The 15252-nt window shown below is 63.5% G+C and carries 14 protein-coding genes; 5 read left to right on the top strand and 9 right to left on the bottom strand.

The window, feature by feature from the left end; all coding sequences use genetic code 11:
• Positions 1-9: 9 nt before the first annotated feature.
• Positions 10-1173, top strand: a complete 1164-nt coding sequence (gene lpxB, locus C7G61_RS16875) for a lipid-A-disaccharide synthase (RefSeq protein ID WP_108516139.1) — start codon at positions 10-12, stop codon at positions 1171-1173.
• Positions 1174-1320: 147 nt separating this feature from the next.
• Here lpxB and gltA read toward each other — a convergent pair whose 3' ends face one another.
• Positions 1321-2625 (bottom strand): citrate synthase, encoded by a 1305-nt coding sequence (gene gltA, locus C7G61_RS16870; protein WP_108516137.1) that lies wholly within the window; start codon positions 2623-2625, stop codon positions 1321-1323.
• Positions 2626-2863: 238 nt separating this feature from the next.
• Entirely contained in the window at positions 2864-4288 is a 1425-nt protein-coding gene (gene gltX, locus C7G61_RS16865) for a glutamate--tRNA ligase (protein ID WP_108516134.1), read from the bottom strand.
• A gap of 141 nt (positions 4289-4429) precedes the next feature.
• Here gltX and C7G61_RS16860 point away from each other — a divergent pair, with 141 nt between their 5' ends.
• From C7G61_RS16860 to C7G61_RS16850, 3 genes are all read left to right on the top strand, one after another.
• Complete coding sequence (locus C7G61_RS16860; RefSeq protein ID WP_108516132.1) at positions 4430-6112, top strand: glutamine--tRNA ligase/YqeY domain fusion protein; 1683 nt, start codon at positions 4430-4432, stop codon at positions 6110-6112.
• A gap of 53 nt (positions 6113-6165) precedes the next feature.
• Positions 6166-6522, top strand: a complete 357-nt coding sequence (locus C7G61_RS16855) for a YybH family protein (RefSeq protein ID WP_244608329.1) — start codon at positions 6166-6168, stop codon at positions 6520-6522.
• Between the two features lie 78 nt (positions 6523-6600).
• On the top strand, positions 6601-7014 hold the full coding sequence (locus C7G61_RS16850) for a hypothetical protein (RefSeq protein ID WP_145963635.1): 414 nt from the start codon (positions 6601-6603) through the stop codon (positions 7012-7014).
• Positions 7015-7108: 94 nt separating this feature from the next.
• Here C7G61_RS16850 and glnA read toward each other — a convergent pair whose 3' ends face one another.
• From glnA to C7G61_RS16835, 3 genes are all read right to left on the bottom strand, one after another.
• Positions 7109-8539: a type I glutamate--ammonia ligase gene (glnA, locus tag C7G61_RS16845; RefSeq protein ID WP_108516123.1), complete on the bottom strand. Its 1431-nt coding sequence runs from the start codon at positions 8537-8539 to the stop codon at positions 7109-7111.
• A 109-nt stretch (positions 8540-8648) separates the two neighbouring features.
• A complete protein-coding gene (locus tag C7G61_RS16840; RefSeq protein WP_190241850.1) occupies positions 8649-8831 on the bottom strand; it encodes a hypothetical protein in 183 nt (60 codons plus the stop codon).
• A 168-nt stretch (positions 8832-8999) separates the two neighbouring features.
• A complete protein-coding gene (locus C7G61_RS16835; protein WP_190241849.1) occupies positions 9000-9308 on the bottom strand; it encodes a hypothetical protein in 309 nt (102 codons plus the stop codon).
• A 408-nt stretch (positions 9309-9716) separates the two neighbouring features.
• Here C7G61_RS16835 and C7G61_RS16830 point away from each other — a divergent pair, with 408 nt between their 5' ends.
• A complete protein-coding gene (locus C7G61_RS16830; protein WP_108516115.1) occupies positions 9717-12011 on the top strand; it encodes a ComEC/Rec2 family competence protein in 2295 nt (764 codons plus the stop codon).
• Between the two features lie 111 nt (positions 12012-12122).
• On the opposite strand, the gene C7G61_RS16825 is transcribed toward C7G61_RS16830, so the two are convergent.
• From C7G61_RS16825 to C7G61_RS16810, 4 genes are all read right to left on the bottom strand, one after another.
• On the bottom strand, positions 12123-12302 hold the full coding sequence (locus C7G61_RS16825; protein WP_244608325.1) for a hypothetical protein: 180 nt from the start codon (positions 12300-12302) through the stop codon (positions 12123-12125).
• A 141-nt stretch (positions 12303-12443) separates the two neighbouring features.
• Positions 12444-12872 (bottom strand): hypothetical protein, encoded by a 429-nt coding sequence (locus tag C7G61_RS16820; RefSeq protein WP_108516112.1) that lies wholly within the window; start codon positions 12870-12872, stop codon positions 12444-12446.
• Between the two features lie 224 nt (positions 12873-13096).
• On the bottom strand, positions 13097-13798 hold the full coding sequence (gene lexA, locus C7G61_RS16815) for a transcriptional repressor LexA (RefSeq protein ID WP_108516341.1): 702 nt from the start codon (positions 13796-13798) through the stop codon (positions 13097-13099).
• A gap of 212 nt (positions 13799-14010) precedes the next feature.
• Positions 14011-15222 carry a molybdopterin molybdotransferase MoeA gene (locus tag C7G61_RS16810; protein WP_108516110.1) on the bottom strand — a complete coding sequence of 404 codons (1212 nt, stop codon included), beginning with the start codon at positions 15220-15222 and terminating at the stop codon, positions 14011-14013.
• Positions 15223-15252: the final 30 nt, after the last annotated feature.

The following is a 15252-nucleotide window of genomic DNA, read 5'->3' as shown; positions in this document are numbered from 1 at the left end:
ACCGCCGGGATGGAGCGGAGGATATTTCTGATCGCGACGGAAGAGTCCGGCGATCGCCTCGGCGCCAATTTGATGAAAGTGCTGCGCCAGCGCCTTGGCGACGGGGTGCAGTTCGAAGGCGTCGGCGGCCGTGCGATGGCGCGCGAAGGCCTGGAGTCGCTGTTTCCGATCGAAGAGCTGTCGATCATCGGGCTTGCCGCCGTCGTCAAAGACCTGCCGAAGATCCTGGGCCTGATCAAGGAAACGGCCATCGCGGTGACGGAGGCGGCGCCGGATATTCTCGTCATCATCGACAGTCCGGACTTCACCCATCGCGTCGCCAAACGCGTTCGCGCCAAGGACCCCGGGATTCCGATCGTCGATTATGTGTCGCCCTCGGTCTGGGCGTGGCGGCCCGGCCGGGCGCGCGCGATGGTGAAATACGTCGATCACGTGCTGGCGCTGCTGCCGTTCGAACCCGAGGCCTATCGCAGGCTGCACGGGCCGCCCTGCAGCTATGTCGGCCATCCCCTGACCGAGCAGCTGACTCAGCTGCGCCCGAACGTGGATGAAGCCGCGCGGCGGACGGAATCGCCGCCGGTTCTGCTGGTGCTGCCGGGAAGCCGGCGCAGCGAAATCCGCCACCACATGGCAGTGTTCGGTCAGGCGGTCGCCCGGCTGCAGGAGCAGGGCGTGACGTTCGAACTGGTGCTGCCGACCATGCCGCATCTGCAGGAAGCGGTCGTGGACGCGGTGAAGGGCTGGCCGGTGCAGCCCCAGGTCGTGATCGGGGAGCAGGAGAAGCGGGCCAAGTTCCGGATCGCGCATGCGGCGCTGGCCAAATCCGGCACGGTGACGCTGGAGCTGGCACTGGCCGGGGTGCCGATGGTGACGGCCTACCGGACCGGCGCAATGGAGGCCTGGATCCTGCGCCGCGCCATCAAGGTGAACTCGGTGATCCTGGCCAATCTCGTGATCGGCGAGAACGTCATTCCCGAATTTCTGCAGGAAGACTGCACCCCGGAAAAACTCGCAGCCGCGCTGCGCGAGGTGTTGAGCGATTCTGAGTCACGACGAAAGCAACTCGAGGCCTTCGCCAAGATCGACGGAATCATGTCGACCGGCAACCAGCCACCCAGCACCCGCGCCGCCGATATCGTGCTGGCGACGATGTGGCAGGCGCGGCGGGGGTAGGTTTCGTAGGATGGGTAGAGCGAAGCGAAACCCATCGATCCACCCTGCGACGGCGATGGGTTTCGCTGCGCTCTACCCATCCTACAAAACAAAAGCCGGACGCGACGATCGCATCCGGCTTTCCGAATTGTCTTGTAACGACGTCGCTTACTTCCGCTTCGCCATATCGACGTAATCGCGGCGGGCGACGCCGGTGTAGAGCTGGCGCGGACGGCCGATCTTCTGCTGCGGGTCCTCGATCATCTCGCTCCACTGGCTGATCCAGCCGACGGTGCGGGCGACCGCGAACAGCACGGTGAACATCGAGGTCGGGAAGCCCATCGCCTTCAGCGTGATGCCCGAATAGAAGTCGACGTTCGGATAGAGCTTGCGGTCGATGAAGTACTGGTCGGAGAGCGCGATCTTTTCCAATTCCAGCGCGACCTTCAGCATCGGATCGTCGCCATGGCCGGTCTCGGCCAGCACGGCGTGACACATCTTCTGCATGATCTTGGCGCGCGGATCGTAGTTCTTGTAGACGCGGTGGCCGAAGCCCATCAGGCGGACTTCGCTGTTCTTGTCCTTCACCTTGGCGATGAACTCGGGGATGTTGTCGACCGAACCGATCTCGGCGAGCATCGCGAGCGCGGCTTCATTGGCGCCGCCATGCGCCGGACCCCACAGGCAGGCGATGCCGGCGGCGATGCAGGCGAACGGGTTGGCGCCGGAGGAGCCTGCGATACGCACCGTCGAGGTCGAGGCATTCTGCTCGTGGTCGGCGTGCAGAATGAAGATCTTGTCGAGCGCGTCAGCCAGCACCGGATTGATCTTGTACTCCTCGCACGGCACCGCGAAGCACATGTGCAGGAAGTTCTCGGCAAAGGAGAGCGAGTTCTTCGGGTACATGAAGGGCTGGCCGATGGTGTATTTGAAGGCCATCGCGGCCAGCGTCGGCACCTTCGCGATCATCCGCATCGAAGCGATCATGCGCTGCTTCGGATCGTTGATGTCGGTCGAGTCGTGATAGAACGCGGCCAGCGCGCCGACGGCGGCGACCATGATCGCCATCGGATGGGCGTCGCGGCGGAACCCCTGGAAGAAGCGGGCCATCTGCTCGTGAACCATGGTGTGATGGATCACGCGGCTGTCGAAATCCTGCTTCTGGGCCGGCGTCGGAAGCTCCCCGTAAAGCAGCAAGTAGCAGGTCTCGAGGAAGTCGCCCTTCTCGGCGAGCTGCTCGATCGGGTAGCCGCGGTATTCGAGAATACCGGCGTCGCCGTCGATATAGGTGATCTTCGACTGGCAGCTTCCGGTGGAGGTAAACCCGGGGTCGTAGGTGAACATCCCGGCCTGGGCGTAGAGCTTGGCGATGTCGATGACATCAGGCCCCACCGTGCCGCTGAGGATCGGGAAATCGTAGGTCTTGTTGCCTACCGTGAGCGTTGCAGTCTTGTTGCTGGATTTTGCGTCCATCGTGAATCCCCGATGAAATCGTTACGAAAAACCGCGCCGACCCTTGTGCCATTTCGCGGCAGCAGCAAGGGAAGCCGGATTGTCTAGAAGCGGCGCCAAAGGCGTAGCTTATTGCCCTGTGCACTGCAAGATGGCCGCGGACCCCCATATGGTAGGGGCTCTATAGCGTTTTCGAGCGAAGTGGATCCCGGTTCGCGTAGAGAAAACGCGTCAAAACATAATGCTAGAGCCCGGGGCTCTAGCTGGCCGCCTGATCGGCGAGGCGGGCGAGGCATTCCTCCCGCCCCAGCACCGCCAAAACATCGAAAATTCCCGGTGAAGTCGTGCGTCCGGTCAACGCCACCCGGAGTGGCTGAGCGACGGCACCGAGCTTGAGGTTGTTCTGCTCTGCGAAATTCCGCATGGCGGCTTCCGTGGTCTCCGCGCGCCAGTCGGTGACGGTCTCGAGCGCGGTCCGGAGCTGGCCGATCAGGATGCGGGTCTCCGGCGTCAGCATGGCGGCGGCCTTCGGCTCGATCTCAAGCGGACGGTCGGCGAAGATGAAGTAGGCGCCCGAGATCAGCTCGATCAGCGTCTTGGCGCGCTCCTTCAGGCTCGGCATCGCCCGCAACAATTGCGCGCGGGTGGTGTCGTTGAGTTTTGCCTTCAGCTCGGCGCCTTCGGGGACGTAATCCAGTACGCTCTCGAACTGGGACACCAGTTCGCGGTCGTCGGCCTGACGGATGTAGTGGCCGTTGAGGTTCTCAAGTTTCGCGAAATCGAACCGCGCCGCGGAGCGCCCGATCGCCGGCAGGTCGAAAGCGTCGATCATTTCCTGCGTCGAGAAGATTTCCTGGTCGCCATGGCTCCAGCCGAGCCGCACCAGGTAATTGCGCAGCGCCGCCGGTAGATATCCCATGGCGCGGTAGGCCTCGACGCCGAGCGCACCATGGCGTTTCGACAGCTTCGCGCCGTCCGGCCCGTGGATCAGCGGGATGTGGGACATGTTCGGAATGTCCCAGCCGAGCGCGTCGTAGATCTGCTTCTGCCGCGCGGCGTTGATCAGATGGTCGTCGCCGCGGATGACATGGGTGACGCCCATGTCGTGGTCGTCGACCACGACAGCCAGCATGTAGGTCGGGTTGCCGTCGCCACGCAGCAGCACGAGATCGTCGAGGTTCTCATTCTGCCAGACCACGCGGCCCTGAACCTGGTCCTCGATCACGGTCTCGCCGGTCTGCGGGGCCTTGAGGCGGATGGTCGGCTTCATGCCTTCAGGCGCCTCGGAGGGGTCGCGGTCCCGCCACAGCCCGTCATAGAGACGGGTGCGGCCCTCGGCGCGCGCCTTCTCGCGCATCGCCGTCAGTTCCTCCGCGGTGGCGTAGCAGCGGTAAGCCTTGCCGCTGGCCAGCAATTGCTCGGCGACCTCGCGATGGCGGGCGGCGCGGCTGAACTGGTAGATGACCTCGCCGTCCCAATCGAGCTCGAGCCACTTCAAGCCGTCGAGAATGGCTGCAATCGCAGGCTCGGTCGATCGTTCGCGGTCGGTATCCTCGATCCGCAGCAGCATCTTGCCGCCGGTCTTCTTGGCGTAGAGCCAGTTGAACAGCGCGGTGCGGGCGCCCCCGATGTGGAGGAAGCCGGTGGGCGAGGGGGCAAAGCGTGTGACGATAGGATCAGTCATTTACCGGGCGGGCTGAGGTGAATTGGCGGTGGTGTATATCAGGAACGGTGCATAACTAAAGCCTTAGCCATTGGCAAAGTAGGCTTGGCTCACAAGGGCGAATTTGGCAGAAGGTTCGCCAATCCCTAGCAGGAACCCAGGATGACCACAGAACCGGTAGCGGCAGAGGCGGGGCGCGATTTCATCCGCGACATCGTGCAGGCCGATCTCTCTTCCAAAAAACATAGCCGGATCGTGACCCGATTCCCGCCGGAGCCGAACGGCTACCTGCACATTGGCCATGCCAAGTCGATTGCCCTTAATTTCGGCATCGCGCAGGAGTTTGCCGGAAAGTGCCATCTGCGCTTCGACGACACCAACCCGACCAAGGAAGAGCAGGAATATATCGATTCCATCCAGGCCGACGTGCACTGGCTCGGCTATGACTGGGGAACCGATCTCTATTACGCCTCCGATTATTTCGAGCGCCTGTACGACTGGGCGGAAGGCCTGATCAAGGCCGGCCATGCCTATGTCGACGACCAGTCGCAGGAGGAAATCCGCGTCAACCGCGGCACGCTGACGGAACCCGGCAAGAACTCGCCGTTCCGCGACCGCACGGTGGAAGAAAACCTCGACCTCTTCAGGCGCATGAAGGCGGGTGAATTCCCGAACGGCACTCGCGTGCTGCGCGCCAGGATCGACATGACCGCCGGCAACATCAACCTGCGCGACCCCGTGCTCTATCGCATCCTGCATGCCGAGCACCCGCGCACCGGCACCAAATGGTCGATCTATCCGAGCTACGACTATGCCCACGGCCAGTCGGACGCGATTGAAGGCATCACGCACTCGATCTGCACGCTGGAATTCGAGGACCACCGGCCGCTCTATGAATGGCTGCTCGACAAGCTGCCGGTGCCCTCAAAACCGCGGCAGTACGAATTCGCCCGGCTCAGCCTGACCTATACGCTGCTGTCGAAGCGCGTACTGACGCAGCTCGTGCGGGACGGTCACGTTTTGGGATGGGACGATCCGCGCATGCCGACCATTGCCGGGTTGAAGCGGCGCGGCGTGCCGCCGGCGGCGGTGCGCGAATTCGTCAAGCGCATCGGGGTGGCGAAAGCCAACAGCGTGGTCGATGTCGGCATGCTGGAATTCTGCATTCGCGAGCACCTGAACAAGACTGCGCAGCGGCGGATGGCGGTGCTGCGGCCCTTGAAGGTCGTGATCGAGAATTATCCGGAAGGCCAGGTCGAGGAGCTGGAGGCCGTCAACCATCCCGACGATCCCGCAGCCGGCACGCGAAAGATTTCGTTCGGCCGCGAGCTCTATATCGAGCGCGACGATTTTATGGAGAACCCGCCGAAGAAGTTCTTCCGCCTGTCGCCGGGAAATGAAGTGCGGCTGCGCTACGCCTATTTCGTCAAATGCACCGGCGTCATCAAGAACGACGCAGGCGACGTCGTCGAACTCCGCTGCACCTACGATCCCGCCACCAAGGGCGGCAACGCGCCTGACGGCCGCAAGGTCAAGGCCACCATGCACTGGCTGTCGGCCGCGCAGTCGGTGCCGGCTGAAATCCGCGTCTACAATCAGCTGTTCGCGAACCCGAGCCCGAATGCTGCGAATTTCGCCGCTGACCTCAATCCGGAGTCACTGGAAGTATTGCCCGACGCGCGCATCGAACCTTCGGTGGCCGCTGATAATTCGGGCGAGGTGATGCAGTTCGAACGGCAGGGCTATTTCGTGCGCGACAAGGATTCGGCGCCGGGCAAGCCGGTGTTCAACCGCACCATCGGCCTGCGCGACACCTTTGCGAAGGAAGTCGGCGGGAAGGGGTGAAGGCTATGGGGGTGTCCGAGCGCAGCGCGACCGACGACGTTGTCTCCGGCATCATGGGAAGATGGGCGGCCGCGTTCGGCAAGCTGGATGCGAAGGCGCTTGCATCGCTTTACTCGAAGAACGCGTTTTTCTTCGGCTCGAACCCGACGCTCTATCACGGCCGGGAAGGGGTTGCGGCCTATTTCAACGGCCTGCCACGGTGGCGCTCGCCGACCGTTCAATTTGCCGAAGTAAGGACCGCGGTGGTCGGCCCCGATGTGATCAACATGGCCGCCATCGCATCATTCTTCCTGAGCAAGGGCGAACCGCCGCTCTCGGTCAAGATAAGCTGGGTCATCGTTCGGGAAGATGACGACTGGAAAATCGTCAGCCATCACGTCTCCTCCAGGACCCCGGTGATTGAGCCTTAGGCCCGGTTGCGAGTCCCAAAGGGCCTTCCCATGAGAGATGATCTTAAAATCGAGATATCGCCTCCCAAGAGTAGGGGGATGAAGCTGCGATTCTCCTCCGGCTCGCAGCAATTCGAGGAGGACATAACGACGAGTGTTTATCCGTTTCTAGAACAGCTTTGTGATGCGGTTCGCGTTTTGCACGACGGTTACATCGATGAAAAAATCCGCCTGTTAATCGGCGCTCCGGAGTGTGATCTATGCCTGCGAGCCGCTGCGGGATCGTCGCAGGCCGTCCTCAACCTAAGTTTCTGGCCGGACCACAAGCGCAGCGTGTTGTCTCCTGAGCGCTCTGTCTTCAGGTTTGAAAGCAAGCGACAGGAAATTGTGTCGCCATTCGTCGCGGCTCTCAGGAGCTTGCGATTAAGGGTAAGCGACGCGATCTTTGAGCGGGAGTATGGGGCACCGTTTCCAGCCGCCGCATACGCTAGATTGATGCAGCGAGCACAATGACTGGATTTGGCCCATCGCGACATTTCGCTGCGATGCGGATTTGATCGCTATCGGGGCAGAGCGGGCATCGATCAAAACGCACCGAGTACGCGCTCTAGATGTCGTAATACAAATGAAACTCGTAAGGATGAGGACGCAGCCGGATCGGATCGATCTCTTTCTTGCGCTTGTAGTCGAGCCAGGTCTCGATCACGTCGCCGGTGAACACATCGCCGCGGAGCAGGAAGGCGCGATCGCGCTCGAGCGCGTCAAGCGCCTGATCCAGCGATCCCGGTGTCGACTTCACGTCCTTCGCCTCGGCGGGCGGCAGGTCATAAAGGTTCTTGTCGATCGGGCTGCCCGGATCGATCCGGCTGTTGATGCCGTCAAGGCCGGCCATCAGCATCGCGGCAAAGGCCAGATAGGGATTGCAGGAGGGATCCGGTGAGCGAAACTCAACCCGCTTTGCCCGCGGGTTCGGCGAATACATCGGAATCCGGCAGCAGGCTGAGCGGTTGCGCTGGGAATAGACCAGATTGATTGGAGCCTCATAGCCCGGCACCAGGCGCCGATAGGAGTTCGTGGTGGGGGCGCAAAGCCCGCACAACGCCCAGGCGTGGGTCAACAGGCCGCCGATGTAGTAGCGGCCGAGCTGGCTCAACTCGGCATAGTCGCCCTTGTCGTAGAACAGATTGGTCTCGCCCTTCCACAGGGACTGGTGAACGTGCATCCCCGAGGCATTGTCCTCGAACAGCGGCTTCGGCATGAACGTTGCGGTCATGCCGTGCTCGCGGGCGGTGTTCTTCACCACGTATTTGTAGATCATCAGATTGTCCGCCATACGGGTGAGCGTGGTGAAGCGCATGTCGATCTCGTTCTGGCCGCCGGTCGCGACTTCATGGTGATGGGCTTCGATCTGTATGCCCAGCTGTTCCATCGTCAGCACCATTTCGGTGCGGAGAGCCTGCATGCTGTCGGTCGGGGGAACCGGAAAGTATCCCTCCTTCGGGCGCGGCTTGTGGCCCAGATTCGGCTCTTCCTCTTTGCCGGTATTCCAACTGCCTTCGCTGGAATCGATTTCGTGGAAGGCGAAATTGATGCCCTGCCCGTAGCGCACGTCGTCGAACACGAAGAACTCCGCCTCAGGGCCGAAGTAGCTCGTATCGGCGAGGCCGCTGCCCTTCAGGTAAGTTTCGGCCTTCTGGGCGATGTAACGGGCGTCGCGGCTATAGGGTTGACCGGTCACGGGGTCCCTGATGTTGCAGATCAGGACCAGGGTCGATGCAGGGGAATACGGGTCGAGGAAGGCTGTGGTCGGGTCGGGCACGACCAGCATGTCGCTTTCCTGAATTTCCTGGAAGCCGCGGATGGATGAGCCGTCGAATCCAATGCCTTCGCTGAGAGCATCGATACTTGCTGCACCCGGCGGGACGGAAAAATGCTGCCACACCCCAGGCAAGTCGGTGAAGCGCAGATCGATCATCTGCACCTCCTCTTCCCTGATCGCCTTCACGAGATCTTCGGCTGTTGCACACTTCGGAAACATGGCTTCACTCCTGTTATGGAGAGCCGCATCTTGGAGGTCGTGCTGCCATTCAGCCGCAGCGAAGCGGCTTGTGACGGGTCCTGGCTCACGTTCTGCGTTGCCGGCAGCTTCAGCTCTGGTGCGGTCCGCGCATGAGCTTCATGGCGTCTTCGATATGCCGCCAGGTTCTGGCCAGTTCGAGTTCGCCTTTTGCTTCGAGTTCGATGGCGTTCTGGGCAGCTTCGGCAATGGCTTTGGCGCCATGTGCTTCCAGCAATTGCCGCGCATAGTCGTGGATTTCGATTTCTCGCATGGCGTCATCCTCCGCTCGTTCCGCGCGCAACCGTGAATTCCAGTCGGGCCGAGAGCCGTAGACGTTGACACCTAGTCAAGCGCACCCAGTGTGCATCCTGCTGCGGCGCAATTGCAAGAGCGCTTTCCAGGGCGGTGGGCTGCCGGGATTGGATGGTGGCGCCGGCGCCTAGCAGCCCCGGCAAATGCTGCGCAGGGATTTGGCGAGCAGGGCATCCTCCTGCGACACCGGCTCATACGGCTTTTGCTGCGCCTGCTTGGCCTCGTCGGTTTTCTGCCGGGCGGTCCGTTCAGCATCCTGGCGCTGATAGCATGCCTCGCGCTCGGACCTCGCCTCGACAAAACGGCATTGTTCAGCCGCGGCAGCGGCGGTCGCCGAGGCGATAATCATGAGGGCGGATGAAAGGCAGGCGGCAAGCTTCATGCAGCGATTATAGTGCGAGCCGCAGCGCATTTCTTCAGGTTTCTGCCCGAACACGCAAAGCGCATGGAATCCTCTAACGCAGGTCAATCAACGGCGGCGGAGTGCTCCCGGTGACATCAGATGCATCACCGGAGACGCGCCAGGCTGCTATTCCGAAGCATGCCGTGAGCGTGAGAGCCATCACGAGCAAAAGCATGCAAGAAAACTGGCTCACGTCGTGCTCCGCAACCGGCCTGAATTTCAAAGAACGAGCACGCTTTGCCGAGTCGGAAAATGCAGTTGGGCTGACCTAACGGTGGTTTTCCACGCGATTGAACTATCTTTTGGCGGAAATCAGTCGGGAGAGGTCCCGTGGGTGTCGCGGCGCATTTCCTTAAGGTTTCTGCATCCGTTCCGCTAGCGGCCGCAATACACCGTCCGGTAGTCTTGTGATCTCCACGGGATCGTAAGGTGTAGACCGGGGTGGCGGAGCAGGGCGACATTTCGGGCCGGAAGCGGGGCTATGCCGGGACCTGGCCGCCGCGCGCGGCGGCGCCTATTGGCGGCCTCCTGCCGTCGCGTCCCGCTTTCTGGCCGCCGCTTATCGAAATCCTGCGCGTATGGGCTCGCGCCGAGGCTGGCGCCGGCCGCCTGCTGCCCTGGGTGCCCGTCGCGTTCGGGACCGGCATCGCCTTTTACTTCGCCGCCGACCATGAGCCGGTGCTCTCAGTCGCCGCCGTCGTGGCCATCGCGCTATGTGCGGTCGCGGTTCTGTTGCGGCGGCAAAAATTCTTTCCCATAGCTGTCATGATCGCAGCGGTCGCGGCGGGCTTTGCGATTGCGACGTGGAAGACGGCGCGGGTCGCGCATGGCGTGCTGGCGCGGCCGATGTTTTCGGTGTCGCTGACGGGCTTTGTCGAAACCCGCGACATTCGCGAGCGCACCGACCGTTTTGTCCTGCGCGTCGTCACCATGGAAAGCGCGCGCGGGACGACCAGGCTCGAACGCGTGCGGCTGTCGGTGAAGAAGGGCACGGCGCCCGCGGTCGGCAGTTTTGTCGAGCTGAAGGCGCGGCTGTTACCGCCGCTCACGCCGGTGCGGCCGGGCAGCTACGATTTCAGCCGCGACATGTTCTTCGCCGGCATCGGTGCCTCCGGCTTCGTGATGGGCGCGATCAAGACCGCGGAGGCGCCCGCCACCGGCGGTGGGCTGCGCCTGCGCTACTCGGCGTTGATGCAGGGCCTGCGCGACACGATCGACGCGCGGATCGGGACGACGCTGGAGGGCGACAAGCGCGCGATCGCCACCGCGCTGTTGACCGGGCGGCGCGACGCGATCTCGCCACCGGTGAACGACGCGATGTTCATCTCAGGGCTAGGCCACGTGCTTTCGATCTCCGGCTATCACATGGCCGTCGTCGCCGGCGTCGTGTTCTTCGCGGTGCGGTCGCTGCTGGCGCTGTTTCCCGCGCTCACGGTCGGCTACGCCATCAAGAAATGGTCGGCGGTGGCGGCGCTTGCAGCCGCCGCGTTCTATCTGCTGCTGTCGGGGGCGGAAGTAGCGACGCAGCGCTCCTTCTTCATGACGGCCGTGGTGCTGATCGCGGTCATGGTCGATCGCCGGGCGATCACGTTTCGCACGCTCGCGGTCGCGGCCCTGATCGTGCTGACGGTGGCACCGGAAGCGCTGGTGCATCCGAGTTTTCAAATGTCTTTTGCCGCCACGCTGGGCCTGGTGGCGTTGGTGCAGATCGGCATGCCGCGCCTGTTCGCGGCGCCCGACAACACCGCAACCGCGCGTGCGGCGCTGTGGGGCGGCCGCGAGCTCACGATGCTGTTGCTGGCCTCATTGGTGGCGGGGCTCGCGACCATGCCCTACGCGGCCTTTCACTTCCACCGGGTCACGCCCTATGGCGTGCTGGCCAACCTCGCGGCGATGCCGGTCGTCTCGGCGGTCGTGATGCCGGCGGGCCTGCTCGGCCTCGTCGCGATGCCGTTCGGCTTCGATCGCCTGTTCTGGGCGATCATGGGCGTCGGCATCGACTGGATGATCGCGGTGACGCAATGGGTCGCGGCGTTGCCCGGCGCGGTCGGCCGGGTGCCGGCGTTCGGTATCGGCCCGCTGATTGCGGCGAGCCTCGGCCTCATCCTGCTCGGCCTGTTGCGCACGCCGTTGCGCTGGTCGGGCGCGGCGCTGGTGCTGATGGGCGCGCTGTGGGCGGCGAGCGTGCCGCAGCCGGATATTCTGATCTCCGCCGACGGCCGCCATGTCGGCGTCCGCGGCCAGGATGGAAGGCTGCATCTGATGCATGCGGTGAAGGGCTCCCGGGATGCCTTCCTGCTGAAGGAGTGGCTGGCGGCGGATGCGGACGCGCGCACAGCGGCCGATGCAACGCTCACCGCAGGTGTTTCATGCGACGACCTTGGCTGCGTGATGCAATCCGCCGCCGGCGGCCTGGTCGCGCAGGCGCACAAGCCCGAGGCGCTTTCGGACGATTGCGAGCGCGCGGCGCTCATTGTGACGCTGCGGCAGGCGCCCGCTTCATGCGCGGCTTCGGTCATCGATGCCGACCGGCTGCGGCGGCAGGGCGCGATGGCATTGCGGCGAGGCCGTGAGGGATTTGTCGTCGAGGCGGCAAAACCCAGGGGGATCGATCGCCCGTGGTCGCCGGCCATCGCCGACGAGAGCGAGGCAGACGCCACCGTGCTTGCGCCACGCGTCGTGCCGCGCGCCGTCGACGCCACGCCGGCCGAGGCCGACCTTCAGGCGGAGGAGTAGAGCGTCTTCCAGCGAAAGCCTGCCCCGGACTTGATCCGGGGTGGGAGACCGGTTCGCGTCAAGAAAACGCGTCAAATCAAAAATCTGGAGCCCCAGGGCTCCAGAAGAATTTCAGTGCTCGTCGAGCGGGGGACTTGAGGGAGTGGCCGGTATTTCGAATGCGCCGAGGTGGAATTCCTCCGGTGCGTCGGGGGTCGACGGCAGGTTGACCAGCGTGAACGACGCCTCGGGGAATTGCCGCCAGATCGCGAGATCTTCGGCCGTGATGGTGAGCCAGCCGTACCGGAACATGTACCGTCCGGGCTCCGTGACGCGACCGGCTTTTTGCCATGTAACCTTGTTGACCACCGACTGCCCCTCGGCGCCTAGTTTCTCACAAAACCATATCACCACGATCCGCCGGCCTGAACCGGCGGATCGCATATGCGTCGTTTATCCGGTCACGATGGACCCGGCCCGAGGCGCCTCCGTCACCGCTTCCTTTGCCTTCGCCGACCGTTCGCCCTCGGTCACCGGCAATTGCAGCACGGTCGCGCGCTGGCCTTCGCAAAGCTGCGTCACCAGCACATGGCTTCCGTCAGGAAATTCGATCGCGTCATGATGGCGATCGGACACTTCGGGTTCGATCTGGTTGAACTTGCCGACGCGCCAGTCGGTGGTTCGTGTCCAGATCCATCGGTTGTCGTATCTGACGTCCTCGGTGAACGCCAGTTCGGTGCCGGGAAGCATGCAGACCGCCACTGCGGGCTCGCGTTCCGACGCAAAGCCGCGGGTCGATGTACCGCGGAATGTAGTGGTGATCAGCGTCTCGCCGACCTGGGCCGGTCGCGTTGCCACAGCATGCAGGCTATAGTCACACATCGGATGGCTCCCTCATTTGAGATAGCTGACCCGTGTCTTGAAGGAGGCACAGGCCTCTATCAGAGTAGACTTGGCGCAGAGCCTTTTCTTGTTTCTGGGCATTTCTGCGACGGACGCGCTGCGCTTAAATCACAAACGCGATAACGCAGGTTAGTTCCCCACGCCCCACAAAAAACCCCGGCCGAAGGCCGGGGCCGTCGCAGTCGTGTCGGCAACCCGACCATTCAATACTTCCGGTACAGACCGATCAGCTTGCCCTGAATCCGGACCCGGTTCGGCGGCAGGATGCGCACTTCATAGGCGGCGTTGGCGGGCTCCAGCGCGATCGAGGCGCCACGGCGGCGGAAGCGTTTTAGCGTGGCTTCCTCCTCGTCGATCAGCGCCACCACGATGTCGCCGGTGTCGGCGGTTTCGTTGCGCTGGATCAGCGCCATGTCGCCGTCGAGAATGCCGGCGTCCACCATGGAATCGCCGCGCACTTCGAGCGCGTAATGCTCGCCGGAGCCGAGCATGTCGGGCGGCACGCTGATGGTGTGGCTGCGGGTCTGCAGCGCCTCGATCGGCGTACCGGCGGCGATCCGGCCCATCACGGGCACGGCGACCGGGCGGTTGCCGTCGTCCTCGCTGGCCGGCGCGCTTACGGAGCGTTTGCCGAGCGTGCCTTCGATGACGCTCGGCGTGAAGCCGCGGCGGCCGTTGCCGGCGGCAGCCAGCTCCGGCAGCTTGATGACCTCGATGGCGCGGGCGCGGTTGGGCAGCCGGCGGATGAAGCCGCGCTCCTCCAGCGCCGTAATGAGGCGGTGAATTCCGGATTTCGAGCGCAGGTCGAGCGCATCCTTCATCTCGTCGAAGGAGGGCGGTACGCCGGCTTCCTTCAGCCGTTCATTGATGAAACGCAGAAGTTCATACTGTTTGCGCGTAAGCATCGCGAGCATTCCCCCGGTTTGGTGCAGTCTTTCGGTCCCGAATCTCCAGGGTCCATCGCGGGAGTCCCCAAACCTCCCAACCATAGACACTAGCAGTCGAAACAAATCATGAACGGACACTATATGTTCGATATGTGTTCCGCAACCACTTAATTTCAGGTGAACGCATTGCGGCTTCGGCTGAAGACACCCCTAAAGCCTCCGTTCAGGCGTTATTCCGGCAGCCGGAGCAGCTCGCAACGCGAACCCTTCGCTGCAGCCGGCGCGAACGGCGGACGTATCACAAGTGCCCGTGCCGCAGCGAGATTCCCTAATAGCGATGAGTCCTGGTGGTTCACCGGCACCGCGATCAGCGTGCCGTCTTCGCGCGCTTCGAGGCGGGCCCGAAGATAGTCCTCGCGCTGGTCGTTGGCAGCGAGATCGCGGCCCAGCAGGGCGCTTTCGCGCGGATGATGGACGGTGTCGCGGCCCGACAATGCACGAATCAAAGGCACCAGAAACAGGAAGCCGCAGACATAGGAGGAGACGGGATTGCCGGGCAGGCCGATCACCCGCATCGCACCCAGCCTGCCGTGCATCATCGGCTTGCCCGGCCGCATCGCGATCCGCCAGAACGTCATGGCCGTCCCCTCGGCCTCCAGCGATCGCTTGACGAGGTCGTGGTCGCCGACCGAGGCGCCGCCCAGGGTGATCAGGATGTCCGCGTTTGCCTCGCGCGCACGGCGGATGCCTTGCGCGGTGGCATCGACCGTATCGGCGGCGATCCCGAGATCGACGACCTCGGCGCCCTCGGCTCGCGCCAGCGCCCGGATTCCGTAGCCGTTGGAATAGACGATCTGGCCCGGGCCGGGGGTCGACCCCGGCATCACCAGTTCGTCGCCGGTGCCGAGCACCGCGACCTTCGGGCGGCGGCAGACGGAAAGCTGCGGATAGTTCATGCCGGCGGCGAGCGACAGGTCGCGGTCGGAAAGGCGGCGCCCGCGCGTGAGCAAGACGTCACCCTCGCGAAAATCGACGCCGGCGGCGCGAATATGCCGCCCCTTCACGGCGGCTTCGGTGATGGCGATGTGATCGTCGTCGATGGCCGTGTCCTCCTGGATGATGACGGCGTCGGCGCCGTCGGGGATCACGCCGCCGGTAAAGATCCGCACCGCTTCGCCTCTACCTACTTTCCGCTCGAACGGGCGGCCGGCTGCGACCTCGCCGATCACCTTCAGCCGCACCGAGAGATCGCCGGCATCTTCAGCGCGCACCGCATAGCCATCCATCGCCGACATCGCCTGCGGCGGCTGCGTCCGCCGCGCGGCGACGTCGCGCGCCAGAATACGATGATGAGCGGCATCGAGCGCCACCATCTCCTCGGGCAGCGGTTCGGCACCGGCAAGGATTGCAGCAAGTGCATCGGCGACAGGCATCAAGGCCACGGGCACTTCTCCTCGGGAGCAATCACGTCC

The organism is Bradyrhizobium algeriense (assembly GCF_003062295.1).
Classification (GTDB): domain Bacteria; phylum Pseudomonadota; class Alphaproteobacteria; order Rhizobiales; family Xanthobacteraceae; genus Bradyrhizobium; species Bradyrhizobium algeriense.
The sequence above is the reverse complement of the archived record's forward strand: the minus strand, read 5'-3'. Positions and strand labels throughout refer to the sequence as shown.